Below are 14,186 nucleotides of genomic sequence, written 5' to 3'. Positions count from 1 at the left end.
GGGTTGCCTACGTCGCTTTTCCGATTTCGGCGCTGGTTGTTGGTTTGGCCCACCCACTGGTCCTGGCCATTTTTGGTTCCAGGTGGGAGCCGGCGTCGGTCGCCTTGGCAACTTTGGGGGTCTTCGGGGCGGCGAGGATTCTGGTTGAACTGTTCGCTGACCTTTCCGTCGGGGCGGGCCGGACAGCGTGGCTGTTCTGGGTTCAAGTGGCGTGGCTCGCAGTCCTGGTACCGGCCCTTTATTTCTCGATCCGGCAGTGGGGGATAGCGGGGGCAGGAATGGCGCATGCTGCTGCCGCCTGCCTGGTTGTCATCCCGTTGTACCTCAAGGTTCTGAGCTCCGTGTTGGGTGTCCGGGCTTGGGATTTGGTGCGTGGAAGTATCGCTCCTCTAGTGGCGGCAATAGCGGCCGGATATGCGGCCCGGCTTGCCACGATGGGCATCACGGAACCGTGGATGGCGGTTGTGCTGGGAAGTTTGCTGGGCGCAGCCGTTTATGTGCTGCTGACGTTCCGGCAGGGGAAACAACTGGCGGGGACAGTGCGTGGCTTGCTCGGGCAAGGGCCATCCCTTCCTGTGCGGGCGCATGAAATGGAAGGGCCGGCATGATGGGGAAGCACCGGGCCACGAATCGGGGCACCTTGGGCAGCGGGGAGCTGGCAGTGGTGACTCCGAGCTATTTGCCGGATCGTGAGTTGTGCGGGGACCTCAACAACTCAGTGCTTGAGATGACTGATCCCGGCGTGGTGCACCACATCGTGGTGCCGGACCGCGATTTTCCTGCCTTCAGCGGCCTGCGCGGGCCCCGGACAGCAGTGCACGCAGCGCGGGACTTCCTTCCGGCCTCGTTTTTCAGGTCCCCGGGTTACAACGTTTGGATCAATGCAGCCCGCCCTTGGCCACCGGTCCGCGGGTGGATCGCCCAGCAGATCATCAAACTGGCTGTTGTGGCACGGCTGGATGTCGCCGGTGCCCTACTCCTGGACTCCGATAGTGTGCTCATTCGCCATACAAACCTTGATACGTTCCGCCGGAACGGACGCATTCCCCTTTACCGAGCACCAGGGGCCGTTGACGCGACCCTTCCCGGGCACAGGCTCTGGCATGTCTCGGCCCGGCGGCTGCTGGGCCTTGCGCCTCCTCCGGACGGCGACTTGGCCGACTACATTTGCTGGCCATGCTTGTGGGAGCCTTCGGTAGTGAGGGACATGCTCGGGCACGTCGAGGACGTCACGTGCCGGGATTGGTCCACCGCCATCGGCGGGCAGCTGCACTTCTCTGAAATGATGCTCTACGGCCTCTATGTCGATGAAGTTGCCGGTGGCCCGGAGGCCAGCGTCAGCGAAATGCAGGCGATCGTCCACTCCGCCGAAGTACCCCTTGGCCAGGATGAGATCGAGCATCTCCTGCGCGAGGCGCCCCAGGACAAGAGCTTGTTGATGCTCTCCGCCAAAGCGGGGATATCCCTGGAGGTGCGCAGGCAGGCACTTCATTCGTTCCGCCACGCCTCCCTTGGCCATGAAAGGGGGGATGCGCGGTGAGAGGCCTTGCAGGAAGGGTCATCAGCCAGGCGAGGCACGATGGCTGGGGTTCGGTCGCCACCAAGGTGTTGCAAAGGACAGCTGTCAAAGCGCTGGAAAACCTTGCCTGGGCGGAGCCCACGCTTCCTGTTCGTCCTGAGGACATCGTGGACCTGCACAGGCGACGTGCGGCCGCCGGTGCCCGTCCAAGAACGGGCAGCCTTGACGTCGGCTGGGTCTGCACACCGCCTGGGCCCGGTTCCGGAGGCCACACCACGTTTTTCCGCATGGTGCAGGCCTTGGCCGAGCGTGGCCATCGATGCACGCTCTTCCTTTACGATCGCAACAACGACGACGTGTCCCGGCATACCTCCGTCATCCGGCAATACTGGCCTGAAGTCAACGCCCGGATTCGGAGTGTGGCCGACGGCTTCGAAGGTATGGACGCGGTGGTCGCCAGTTCATGGCCAACCGCGTACGCGGCAGCCGCCCGGCGGGGTCCGGACCTTCACAGCTTCTACTTCATCCAGGATTACGAGCCCTACTTCTATCCCCGCGGCACGTTGTATTGGCTGGCAGAGGACAGCTACAGACTGGGATTCACCACCATCGGCCTCGGAGAGATGATCGCCGCCGTGATGAAGGCAGAAACCGGGCAGGCTCCCGACGCCACGGTCCCGTTCGCCTGCGACACAGCTACCTACCGCCTCCTGGACAGGCCAGAGAGCCGCGCTTCCCGCCAAGGGGTGGTCTACTACGCCAAGCGTGCAGTGGATCGACGCGGCTACCTTTTGGCCAAACTGGCGTTGGAGCACTTCCACACGTTGCATCCGGAGCAGGAAATACACGTTTACGGAGACAAGATCACGGGGTGGTCCATCCCGGTGACCAACCATGGAAACCTCAGCCCGGCAGCACTGAACGATCTCTACAACCGCACCATCGCGGGGTTGGCAATCTCCTTTACCAACATTTCGCTCGTGCCAGAAGAACTGCTGGCCTCAGGCAACGTACCGGTGCTCAATGAATCGTCCTTCGCGGCGCAGGTGATGAGGGACCCCGATGTTCTGTGGGCACCTGCCTCGCCCCGCAAGCTGGCAGAAGCACTTGCACAAGCTGTGGAGGCACCCGATATTTCCGCACGGGCCACGGCGATCGCGCAGCGTCGGCGGCTGGACTGGTCGGTTTCCTGCGAAAACTTCGCCACGATCCTTGAATCGGCCTGTGCCAGGGAACCGGGAAGCCCGGGGCTGCCATGAAGATTTCAAGGACCCTCCCAAGCCTCCGGCGCCCATCACCTCCCGTGCTGGATGACCTCGCTGCCGGCCGATCATCGGCGGGTCCGCACGTGCCCTTGCTGTTGAAGTTCGCCGCCTTCGGAATCTTTTTCTTTCCCTCCAACATGGTCCTGAAACCGCTGGGAGCCGTAGGGACGGTGCCGCTGTTGATCGCACTGCTGCTGTTGGCCGTGTGGATGTGTTCGGTCCTGTTTGGATTGACCAACCCTTTGGATACCCGGCACCCCGGGCGGATGGGCTTCGTCCTCCTCTGGGTAGGGACCTGTGCTTCCTATGCGGCCATGTACTCCGGCTACACAGGGGGCAGCGAAAGCCCTGCACGCGCAGCCGCTGACCGATGGCTGATTCTCCTGCTGGCCAGTGCAGGAATCATACTCGTCACTGCAGAGGCCGTCAGGACCTTGAACGCTGCCATGGCCTTGACCCGGGCCCTATTGGCCGGAGCGGCATTCTGCTGCGTGGTGGCCGCAGTTCAATTCTTCTTTCGGGTTGATCCCATGCAATGGCTGCAAATGGCTATGCCGGGGTTCACCAACAACGGGGGAAACACAACGTTCCAGATACGAGGCTCGCTGATGCGGGTCTCCGGCAGCACTTTCCATTCCATCGAGATGGCCGTTATCTGCGCCATGCTCCTCCCACTGTCCATATGGAGGAGCCTGTATGACCCCCGAGGCAAAAAGTGGGTGCACTGGACCATCACAGCGCTTTTGGTCTTCGCCATCGCCTCCACAGTCTCACGGTCGGGGATCCTGGGCCTCTTGGCTGGGATGGCAGTGTTCCTGCCGTTCCTGCCCCGGTTGGCACGGCGTTGGGCCTTTGTTGCCGCCCCTGTCATTGTTGCCGCCCTGTTCCTTGGCGTACCCGGCTTGGTCGGCACCTTGGCATCCTCCCTGACAGCCGGAGACAGCGATCCCTCCATCACGACCCGGACCAACAACTATCCGCGGGTCGCTGCCATGGTCCAGGAGCATCCCCTGTTCGGTGTCGGCCCGGGAAACTACATGCCAACGAACGCAATACACATCCTTGACAACCAATACCTGAATGCAACTGTCACCATCGGACTGGTGGGACTGGTGGGTTTGATCGCCTACCTGACTTTTCCGGGCCTGTCCGCCCTCCTCGCAGCCCGGGCTTCGCGCCTCCCGGCACTGCGCTGCCTGGCGGGGGCGATCGCTGCGGCAGGAATCGTGGCCGCCATCTGCTCCCTGACCTTCGACTCCATGTCCTTCCCGGTCTTCGCCCTCACCTATCCCTTCATCGTTGGACTGGCCGGCGGAACCTGGAACATGGTCCGCCAGGAACTGGGCCTCCATAAAGAACATGCCGCGCAGGACAACAAAAACGAGTCACCAGAGAGCACCAAGCAACTACTCCCCAAGGAGGAACCATGGACCCCGTAGCCGTCCTCAAAACCCTGTGGAGATACAAAGTCTTCGTACTCCCCGTCCTGTTACTGACGGCCGTGGCGGCGGTATACATGTTCTCCTACGCCCCACGAACCTACGAAGCCCGGACAACCTTCGCCATCGTCACCCCGCAAGTACCAACCTCGGAGCAAATCGAAAAGGATCCGGCCCTGGGCTTGCTCAACAGCGACAATCCCTACTTGCGGTCCGCCGATACCTCCCTCGTGGCCCAGGTTGCCGTGACCCGGTTGAACGATGTTGCCACCGGCGATCTCCTGGCCGCACAAGGCCTGAGCACCGACTACAAAGTGGAACGGCCCTCGGATGCCTTCCTGATCGACATCTCCGGAATCTCAGATGACAAAGCACAGGCCATCAATACAGCCAAAGCACTGGGGGAGCGCCTGGAACAAGACCTTCGGACCATCCAGACCGTCAACGGAGCCTCCGACAGGTACCTGTTCACGGCGCTCGCCGTAGCCTCGCCCGGGAAAGCCACGGAGCAATTTTCCAGCAGGTTGAGGTCGGTCATAGTTGTGGTCGTTGCCGGTCTCGTTCTCACCCTTGGCTCGGTTTCACTGGCTCGTGCCGTGGAGGCTTCCAGGAACCGCGGAAGGAAACCGAAGGACGATTCCAGCAAACGCAGGGACCGCGGCAGCACCGAAACTACTACCTCCTCCATGGTCCTTCCAGGCAAGGACGCAATCAACGACAACAACGCGCTGCCGCCTTCCGAAATCCTCGTAGGCCTCCACCCCCAGCTGCAACCCCGGGAAAACAGGAGAAGCACCGCCCCCGTACAACCAACGAACAGCCGATAACGGCAAGGGAAGATGCAGCAATGACCAGATTCGGCTACCTGGTACCGGAGTTCCCGGGTCAAACGCACGCATTCTTCTGGCGTGAACTCAAAGCACTGGTCGACCTCGGCCATCAACCGGAGCCCGTTTCCACCCGACGCCCAAAGCAGGAGGGCGCCATTCCTCCCTGGGCCGGGAACCATCTACCCGAAATCCATTACCTCACCCCACCACGCATGGCGGATATCGGGGGCACAGCTACATCCGCCCTCGCCGGACTGGGGCATATGGACGCCCTTGCAGCGGCGTCCGGGTTGTTGCGCCGCACCACCGGTACCACGGCGCAAATTCCAGACGTCCTTCGAACGGCCGGACTGTTTTGGGCAGGAGCCGCCCTTGCCCGGCACGCACAAGCCAGGGGCTGGTCACACATCCATGTCCATTCGTGCGCCCACGCCGCCCAAGCTGCGCTGTTCGCCCATTTGCTGTCTGGAATCACCTACAGCCTGACCCTCCATGGGCCCCTCAGTGACTACGGACCAAACCAGCATCAGAAATGGATCAACGCCAAGTTCTCCATCGCCATCACTGAGCGGCTGCTGACTGAAGTGCGGGAACAACTGGAAGGCATCATGCCTGCGGACCTCAGCGTGGCACCCATGGGTGTGGAACTGCCCACCTTCAGGCGCACCAGCCTCTACATTCCCTGGGATGGCATCGGAACGGCACGGCTGTTCTGCTGCGGCCGCCTCAACCCCAGCAAAGGCTACGCGGAACTCCTCGCAGCGGTCCGCATCATCGCCAACACCGGAATAGATGTGCAGTTGACCATCGCCGGCGAGGACGAGCTCGGAGGCAGAGGTTACAGGGGAACAGTGGAGAACATCATCAAGGAACTGGATCTAACCCACCGGGTAAGACTCCTGGGCGCCGTCTCCGAAGCCCGGATCAAGGAAGAGCTCGATAAAGCACATGTCTTCACCCTGGCCAGCCACCAGGAACCCCTGGGCGTGGCCATCATGGAAGCCATGGCCATGGAACTTCCCATAGTGGCAACATCAGCAGGCGGTGTCCCGGACCTGATCACCACCGGACAATCGGGTACTTTGGTGGCCCCGGGAAGCCCGGAAACCCTCGCAGATGCAATCCTTCACACTCTCCACCACCCCTCGATCTCCACATCCATGGGACAGCGGGCACGGAGAACCCTGGCCGAATCTTTCGACGTCGCCAAGAGCGCACGTATCCTGGCCGCTCGCATCCAGACGGGAGGCACACGATGAAGGGAAGAACACTGGGCCTCTGGGCCGGCTCAACGCTCGCCATCGCGGCAGTCAGCCTGATCGCCGTCGTCGGTTCAAGCCCGCCGCCGGGTACCCCGGCGTCCCTGGCTCCCGAAACCTCCAATAGCCGCCCCGCCATCCCGACTTCCTCCCCGGTCCTGAGGGAGGTGGACGGAGGCCCGGACTACTACGGCAAATTCACCAACAGCCTCCCCACAGACCCATCCTTCTTTCCTATCGGCGTGTGGCTCGAAAGCGTCCTGGATCGAGGCAACACTGCCATGGACGCTGCGGCAGGCCTGAACACCTACGTTGAACTGACGGGGAACTCAGACGTCCAGTTGATCAAGGACGCCGGCATGTACGCGCTGCCCACTTTCAGGCATGACGCTGCTGCCGGATTCGTCCTCAGCGATGAAGTGGACATGTGGGCCGGACCGGGGGATGCCCGTTGGACAGGGAAATACCCCGGTGAAGGTGCGCCGTGTTTCCCTGCCGGCACACCGTGCGGGTACACCATTCAAAAGGAACGGCGCGCGACCGCGCCACAGGGCGCCCTGCTCTATTCCAACTACGGCAAGGGCGTCACCTTTTGGGAATCCGACGAGGAAGCGCACGGATTCATCCGGGGAGTCCAGGATGTGGTTTCCGCCGACAACTACTGGTTTACCGATCCCAACATCTGCGGCAAAGGCGAAGGCGGTGCGATCATCGGATACACGAGGGACCTGACCCGTGAGGAATGCCGGCTCGCCGCCAACTACGGCTGGACGATCGACAGACTGCGAAAACTCCAGGACCCCGGCGCCGGAATTCCTGTATGGGCGTTCGTGGAGAACGGCCACCCGTCAGGGGATGTCCCCAACACCACCACCATCACCGGCCCCGAACTCAGGGCCGCCGTGTGGAGCAGCCTCATCCACGGTGCCAGGGGAATCATCTATTTCAACCACAATTTCGGCGGTGAGTGCGTCACCCAACACGTAATAAGGGACTGCGGCCGGAATATCGTGCCCACACTTACCGCCGTCAACCACCAAATCACCACACTCGCCCCAGTACTGAACGCCCCCTTCCTCGACGGCGCCACCACCGCAGCAGGTCCGGTGGATGTCACCACCAAACTCCATGACGGAAAGGTCTACGTGTTCGCCGGGGCCAACAAGAACACCGGAGGTCCGGCAAGCTTCCGCCTCCAATGCGGCGGCAGCACCGCCGTCGTGATTGACGAAAACCGCACCATCCCGGTGGTCGAGGGCACCTTCACCGACACTTTCGCCGACGGCAACGCCGTCCACCTCTACCGCATCGAAGGCGGCGGGAGCTGCGGCTTCTGACTACCGGCTGGTCTCGTCCCGCTCCCAGCCGTGTGCCGCCTTGCGCTCCAACAGCGGACGACGGCGGCCGGCCACGGCGAAGGCACCGTAGACCATGGCGTCAATCGCCGAAAACGGCCCGGTGATCGAGCCCAGCAGCTCCCGGAGAGTCCGGGACGTCGACGCTCCGGACTCCTGCCCGTCCTGTTCGGCATTGCCACGGTAACCCCGGCGGAGCACAGCCAACAGGGCAGAGCGCGTCCGTGGAGTCCTCACCACCACAGGCGCGGTAGGCAGCACAGCCTTCTCCAGCCCACTGAAAAGCCGATCAACGTAGTAGTCATCGCCCGTCAACGCCGGGAAGCTGCCCAGACGCTCATGCCCCACCCTGCCCAGGGCATAAGCCCCCGCACCCCAAAGACCCTGCGCAGTGGAAGGGATCCTCGCCCGCGCCCGGTAGTAGGAACGCACCAAGGGCGACGCCCCGGCCGTCTCATAACGGAAAGCCGGCCGCGCAGCCAGCACCAGACCGCTTGCAAGCGATACCAAGACAGCATCAACCGCCTCCGTACTGACCTCTATGTCCGCATCAAGGTAAAGGCGGGGCCACAGCCTTGCTTCCTGGTCCGCCGCATTCAACGCAGCCGCTTTTGACGCCGCCTCCACCTGAAGGACCCGGACCCCAGGAAACCCTGCAGCAACGTCCTCCGTCCCATCCGTGCACCCGTTGCAGGCCACAAGGACCTCCACAGTGCCCCAAGCAAGCACTTCCTCCAAGGACCGCAGCGTCCTACCGATAACGGACGCCTCATTGTGGGCAGGTATGATCACCGTCCCGGCAGGCGGAGCCATTCCGGCAAGGGGATCCGCCCCGGTAGCCGGAGCCATTCCAGCAAGGGGATCCGTCCCCGCAATGGAGACACCCCTGGTTGCCTGCGGCAACGCCCTCCGCCGCCTGTGGTCGACCAAAGCCAAGGCGGCCTCCCGATGCCCAGGCTTGTGGAGCCGGAGAAGCTCCGCAACCAACGCCACCGCCGTAAACGCGGCCACCGCGCCCCGGCCACCATACTTCGCCGCGTACCGGACACGATTCACCGACATCAACGCCGTCAACTGAGGCGAACTCCCGGAACCGCCACGCTCATGCCACATCCGCGCCAGCGGCTCAAACCAAATCGAACGGCCCGAGTCACGCACCCTCCGGCAATAGTCCGTCTCCTCCGAGTACAGGAAGAACTGCTCATCCCAGCCACCCACCGCCCTGGCGGTATCAGCACTGATCAGCAACGCCGCCCCCGTGGCCCACTCAACGCGGTGCGCATGAAGGTAACTCTCCGAATCAAAGTCCATCTCGGACAACCACCCCGGCCTGCCCTGTACCCGGCCACCCAGCGCAGCATCCCCCAGCGCTCGCAGAAGGCCCGGCTCTCGGCGCAACGACGGGTACACGGTGCCATCGTCATCCAGCAGGACCGGAACCACCACCCCGGCGTTGGACAAGGCCATCCTTCGACGCAGCCCTTCTACCGCACCTCGCTCCACCCGCAAGTCCGGGTTGAGGATCAGGTACGCGTCCGCATCTCCGGCTACACGCATGGCGGCATTGATGCCGCCGGCGTACCCGAGGTTTCCTCCGGTAGGCACCGCTACGACGTCCGGATGCCGCTTCACCTCGGCCATAGTGAGGTCATCGGGGGAGTTGTCCGCCACCACAACCCTGATGGACTGTTCCGCCGTTTCTTCCCGTAAGCCGGCAATCAGCCTCGCGACGTCGTCGGCATTGTTGTACGTCACCACCAGTACGGCGACGTCGGCCCTGGCCCCGGCCGGGACGAACAGCCCCGGAGCACGGCTGGGCCCGTCCTCCGGGGTGCCGGGAATTGTCGTTGCACTCAAAAGCGGGACCGTCCCCGGACCTGACGCTGGCACCGGCACCGCTACTGCCGGTCCGTGCACGGCCGGGGCTGGCACTGGCACCGGCACAGCCGCGCTGCTGGACGTGCGCAGCGTGAGGTAAGCCCCCGGTCCTTCCAGAAGGTACCGGCGCGCCAGCCGCCGCGGTTCGAGCATCAGCCGCCATGCCCATTCCAGTGAATGGCTGCTGACCCACGCAGGAGCCCGCATGATCCTGCCGGCCAGGAAATCAACAACCGCACCGAAGGCCAGCAAGACCTTGGCCCCCGTCAAGGGCCCGTACTCGGCAATCCACAGCTCTTGCCGGGGTTTGCCCAAGCCCACCACAAGGAGGTCCACGGCGTTGCCGGCGATGTCAGCGGCCAAACGCCGGGAGGAGTCCACATCATTGAGGACCGGGCGCTCAGGCGCCCACCAGCCCGCCACCTTCAAACCGGGGCGTTCCCGGGCAAACCTGTTCCGGATTAGCTCATGGGCCTGCCCGCTTCCACCCAGGAAACCCACACGGAGACCCCGGCGTTCGGCCTCATCCAGCAAAGGTCCCACCATGTCGCTGCCGGCCAGCCTTGGCCAAGCCCGGCCCGTGATCCTCGCCGCTTCGGTGACCAACGGCGCACCATCGAGCAGCGTCAACCATTCCACCGGGGCAGGCTGGTCCAACGTTCCCTGCCACCGGCTCCCTGCACCGAAATGGCGGAGGTGGTCAAGGTTTGCCGAACAAATGCCCAACGGTTTCAGGCCGCCGGCCACTGCGCGGTCGATGATCAGCTCCATAGCCGGCTGGAAGCCCATCAGTTTGACCAGGGCGCCTCCCAGGTTCACCCACTGTTCTTCGCTGGAACGGCGCTCATGCGTGGTGAACAGCATCGCGCTGCTGTTCACCTGCAGGGCAGAACCCGGGCGGGGGAGTGCGCCGTATCGGGGCGCAATCTTCGGCAGCAGCATTCTCGGCTCTCCAGGCTTCAGGGTCCAACTCAGGACACAACAATTGAGCCGGCGATCCACGCTGCTGCACTGCCTGGATCGCCGCGGGCAACCGGAGTTGCCCATCGAACATGTTCACTTGAGTTGTCTCCCGGCCCTGCCTCACATGGGCTGCCGTACGGCCACTGTAGGCCTTTTTCCCGGTGGCCGCTAGGTTTCCAAACCGTCCAAATACTCGCTCAGGCGCAGGTGTGTTGGAGCCGGGTCAAATCCGGCGGCCCTGATTTTTGAAAGGTCAAGGACGCTGCTGCGGGGCCGCGGGGCGGTCCCGGGCTTGGCATAGTCTGCGGTACTGACATTCTTCACCCGTCCGGGGTCCGCCCCGTAATGCCGGAATACCTCCCGGGCAATGCCTGCCCAGGATGCCGCTTCACCGCTGTTGCTGACGTTGTACGTGCCGTACGGGGCCTGCGTATCTACCAAATGGCGGATGGCGGCGGCGATGTCGGCGGCAAAGCTCAGCCTGCCCCACTGGTCATCGACCACCGCCGGCGACGCCCCCTGCCTGGCAAGTGCGGCCATTGTTCGAACAAAGTTTCGACCCCCACCCACTACCCAGCTGGTCCGCACGATGTAATGCCGCGGCACTGCGGCCACGGCTGCATCCCCGGCCGCTTTGCTTTGGCCGTAGACCCCCAGTGGCGTCGGAGTTTCGTCTTCCCGGTGAACGTCTTCGGTTCCGTCGAAGACGTAGTCGCTGGAGACATGGACCAGCGTCAGTGAATGCTCGACGGCGGTTCTCGCCAAGCCGGCCACGGCGGTTGCGTTGATGGCCCAGGCGGCTGCGCGGCCTTCCCTGGTCTCCGCGGCGTCAACCCCTGTAAAGGCCGCTGCGTTGATGATGGTGGAGTACTTCCGCCAATCCCGTGCCGCAGACCATTGCGTTGACGTGAGATCCAGGTCTGCACGGCCGGCAAATTCAACGCTGTCCAGGCCGGCATACGCCCTCCGCAGGGCTTTGCCGAGTTGCCCATCCGCTCCGAGCACCAGCGTTCGCCGCGGTTGCATGGGCTTGACGTCCGGCAGCCGCGGATGGTTCTTATCCTGCGGCGACAGGACAGCCCGGGCCAGGGGAATCGGCCAAGGAACGGCGGCGTGGGCGTCGGCAGCGTTGAGGAAGGTGTAGTCCTTCTGCGCCTCCGCACTCCAATGATCGTTGACCAGATAGGTGTACACGGTGTCGTCCTCCAGCGTTTGGAAGGCGTTGCCAACACCCCGGGGAACGTACACCGCGTCCTTGGCCGTCATTTCCGCGCAGAACATCGTTCCGAAGCCGGGGCCCTCGCGCAGGTCCACCCAGGCACCGAAGATTTTGCCCGTTGCCACTGAAATGAACTTGTCCCACGGTTCGGCATGGATTCCCCGGGTGGTCCCACGCGCGGCATTGAACGAGATGTTGTTTTGCACCGGCCCGAAATCCGGAAGCCCCCACTCCAGCATCTTCTCCCGATGCCAGTTTTCCTTGAACCATCCGCGGTCATCTCCATGAATTGGCAACTCAAAAAGCACCAGTCCGGGGATTGTCGTCGTCCGTGAGCGCAGACCCTGTGCCGGCTCCATGGCTTAGTGGCCTTGACCGGCGTATTTGGATTCGGTCGACGCTTTCTGTGGCCGCCACCAGTCTTCGTTGTCCCTGTACCACTGAACGGTGTCGGCCAGGCCGGCGTCGAAATCCGAGTATCGGGGCGACCATCCGAGTTCCCGGCGCAGCTTGCTGGAATCGATGGCGTACCGGAGGTCATGGCCGGGGCGGTCAGTCACCAGATCGTAGGCGTTGGTGGGCAGCCCCGTGATGGACAGCAGCTTTTCCACCACTTCCTGGTTGGACCGTTCTCCGTCGGCCCCGATCAGGTAGGTTTCGCCCACACGGCCACCCTCAAGGATGGCCACCACAGCCGATGAATGGTCCTCCACATGGATCCAGTCCCGGACGTTGCGACCATTGCCGTAGAGGCGGGGCCGGGACCCTTCCAGGATGTTGGTGATCTGACGGGGAATGAACTTCTCAACGTGCTGGTAGGGACCGTAGTTGTTGGAGCAATTGCTGATGGTTGCCTTGAGCCCGAAGGACCTGACCCATGCCCGCACCAGCAGGTCCGAGCCAGCTTTCGTGGCAGAGTACGGGCTGGTGGGCCGGTAGACGGATTCTTCGGTGAACCTGCCCGGTTCATCCAGGGCAAGGTCGCCATAGACCTCGTCCGTGGAGATGTGATGGAAGCGGGTGCCATGCTTCCGTGCGGCTTCGATCAGGGTGAAAGTTCCCAGCAGGTTGGTGTCCAGGAACGGCCGCGGTTCTTCCAGCGAGTTGTCGTTGTGGGATTCGGCGGCAAAATGCACCACAGCGTCCACGTCGGCAGTCAGGGGCTCCACTACCGCAGCATCACAAATGTCGCCCTGAACGAAAGAGAAGCGCTCAGGGGGCAAACCGGCCAAGGATCCGATGTTGCCTGCGTAGGTCAATTTATCCAAGACCGTGACATGCAGGCCGGTGTGCCCCATGATGTAGTGGACAAAGTTGCATCCGATGAATCCGGCCCCGCCGGTGACAAGGATTCTCTGCATGGCCCTAGAGTAGCCGTCCGCGGCGGGACTGGGCACAGGTGAGGACGGCAGGTTTGCGAGGAATTATTCTTGCAGGTGGGACGGGTTCAAGGCTTCATCCCATCACGCTCGGAATCAGCAAGCAGTTGGTTCCGGTGTTCGATAAACCCATGATCTATTACCCGCTGTGCACACTGATGCTCGCCGGGATCCGGGATGTCCTGATCATCACCACTCCCGGCGATGCCGCCCAGTTCCAGCGGCTCCTGGGCGACGGCTCACAGTTTGGGATCAACCTCACGTACGCGGAACAGCCGACGCCGGACGGGCTGGCCCAGGCGTTCATCCTGGGGGAGCAGCACATTGGAAGCGGCAAGGTGGCCCTGATCCTCGGGGACAACATCTTCAACGGGCCCGGCATGGGCAACCAGTTGCGCCACTATGTGAACGTCGACGGCGGGGCCATCTTCGGGTACTGGGTCAAGGACCCGTCGGCCTACGGTGTGGTGGAATTCGACGACGACGGCCTGGCGGTGTCCATCGAAGAGAAGCCGGCCTTCCCCAAAAGCAACTACGCCGTCCCCGGCTTGTACTTCTACGACAACAACGTCGTTGCCATGGCAAAGGACCTAAAACCTTCACCGCGCGGGGAACTTGAGATCACGGACATCAACCGGAACTACATGGAACTGGGGCAACTGCACGTGCAGAAGTTTCCCCGCGGCACAGCATGGTTGGACACCGGCACCTTCAGCGACCTGAACGATGCGTCGAACTATGTTCGCACCACGGAGAACCGGCAGGGTTTGAAGATCGGTGCGCCTGAAGAGGTGGCGTGGCGGATGGGCTACCTGAACGACGACGAACTTCGCCAACAGGCTGCCAAGCTGGCCAAGAGCGGATACGGCAGCTACCTGCTGGACATCCTGGACCGCCGGTAGGACTAGGCTGCGGAAACGTCTTCCAAGGCGCGTCCGATCTCGGCCGGCAGCACTGTCAATTGGGCGTCCAGGAGCTCTTTGAGCTGTACCGCGTTTCTGGCGCCGACAATCGCCGTTGCCACACCGGGCCGGGACAGCAGCCAGCTTAGGGACACGTCCAGGGGTGAGCGCCCCAGGC

Annotated in this window: 12 protein-coding genes; 8 read left to right on the top strand and 4 right to left on the bottom strand. The window is 63.0% G+C overall.

Annotation, left to right across the window (positions count from 1 at the left end; genetic code table 11):
* The 7 genes from HP499_RS12100 to HP499_RS12070 form a co-directional block, all read left to right on the top strand.
* Positions 1-608 (top strand): polysaccharide biosynthesis C-terminal domain-containing protein (locus tag HP499_RS12100; RefSeq protein ID WP_172324300.1); only part of this gene is annotated, 608 nt, incomplete at its 5' end.
* Positions 605-1,540, top strand: coding sequence for a DUF6492 family protein (locus tag HP499_RS12095; protein WP_253951546.1), 936 nt, complete (start codon positions 605-607; stop codon positions 1,538-1,540). The genes HP499_RS12100 and HP499_RS12095, both read left to right, overlap by 4 nt.
* Entirely contained in the window at positions 1,537-2,778 is a 1,242-nt protein-coding gene (locus HP499_RS12090; protein ID WP_172324299.1) for a glycosyltransferase family 4 protein, read from the top strand. Before HP499_RS12095 ends, HP499_RS12090 begins: the two co-directional genes overlap by 4 nt.
* Positions 2,775-4,223, top strand: coding sequence for an O-antigen ligase (locus HP499_RS12085; RefSeq protein ID WP_172324298.1), 1,449 nt, complete (start codon positions 2,775-2,777; stop codon positions 4,221-4,223). The genes HP499_RS12090 and HP499_RS12085 overlap by 4 nt, the downstream gene beginning before the upstream one ends.
* Positions 4,211-5,050: a chain-length determining protein gene (locus HP499_RS12080; protein ID WP_253951545.1), complete on the top strand. Its 840-nt coding sequence runs from the start codon at positions 4,211-4,213 to the stop codon at positions 5,048-5,050. The genes HP499_RS12085 and HP499_RS12080 overlap by 13 nt, the downstream gene beginning before the upstream one ends.
* A 20-nt stretch (positions 5,051-5,070) precedes the next feature.
* Entirely contained in the window at positions 5,071-6,312 is a 1,242-nt protein-coding gene (gene epsE, locus HP499_RS12075; RefSeq protein WP_172324297.1) for an exopolysaccharide biosynthesis GT4 family glycosyltransferase EpsE, read from the top strand.
* Positions 6,309-7,649 (top strand): hypothetical protein, encoded by a 1,341-nt coding sequence (locus tag HP499_RS12070; RefSeq protein ID WP_253951544.1) that lies wholly within the window; start codon positions 6,309-6,311, stop codon positions 7,647-7,649. Before epsE ends, HP499_RS12070 begins: the two co-directional genes overlap by 4 nt.
* Here HP499_RS12070 and HP499_RS12065 read toward each other — a convergent pair whose 3' ends face one another.
* The 3 genes from HP499_RS12065 to rfbB form a co-directional block, all read right to left on the bottom strand.
* Complete coding sequence (locus HP499_RS12065; protein ID WP_253951543.1) at positions 7,650-10,487, bottom strand: WecB/TagA/CpsF family glycosyltransferase; 2,838 nt, start codon at positions 10,485-10,487, stop codon at positions 7,650-7,652.
* A gap of 189 nt (positions 10,488-10,676) precedes the next feature.
* Entirely contained in the window at positions 10,677-12,086 is a 1,410-nt protein-coding gene (locus HP499_RS12060) for a bifunctional dTDP-4-dehydrorhamnose 3,5-epimerase family protein/NAD(P)-dependent oxidoreductase (protein ID WP_172324296.1), read from the bottom strand.
* Positions 12,087-12,089: 3 nt separating this feature from the next.
* Positions 12,090-13,088 (bottom strand): dTDP-glucose 4,6-dehydratase, encoded by a 999-nt coding sequence (rfbB, locus tag HP499_RS12055; RefSeq protein WP_172324295.1) that lies wholly within the window; start codon positions 13,086-13,088, stop codon positions 12,090-12,092.
* A 53-nt stretch (positions 13,089-13,141) separates the two neighbouring features.
* Here rfbB and rfbA point away from each other — a divergent pair, with 53 nt between their 5' ends.
* Entirely contained in the window at positions 13,142-14,008 is an 867-nt protein-coding gene (gene rfbA / locus HP499_RS12050; protein ID WP_172324294.1) for a glucose-1-phosphate thymidylyltransferase RfbA, read from the top strand.
* A gap of 2 nt (positions 14,009-14,010) precedes the next feature.
* On the opposite strand, the gene HP499_RS12045 is transcribed toward rfbA, so the two are convergent.
* On the bottom strand, positions 14,011-14,186 hold a 176-nt coding region (locus HP499_RS12045), incomplete at its 5' end, for an aldo/keto reductase (RefSeq protein ID WP_172324293.1).

It is taken from the genome of Paenarthrobacter sp. CM16, from assembly GCF_013179505.1.
Taxonomy (GTDB): Bacteria; Actinomycetota; Actinomycetes; order Actinomycetales; family Micrococcaceae; genus Arthrobacter.
This window is presented reverse-complemented; position numbering and strand designations above follow the sequence as displayed.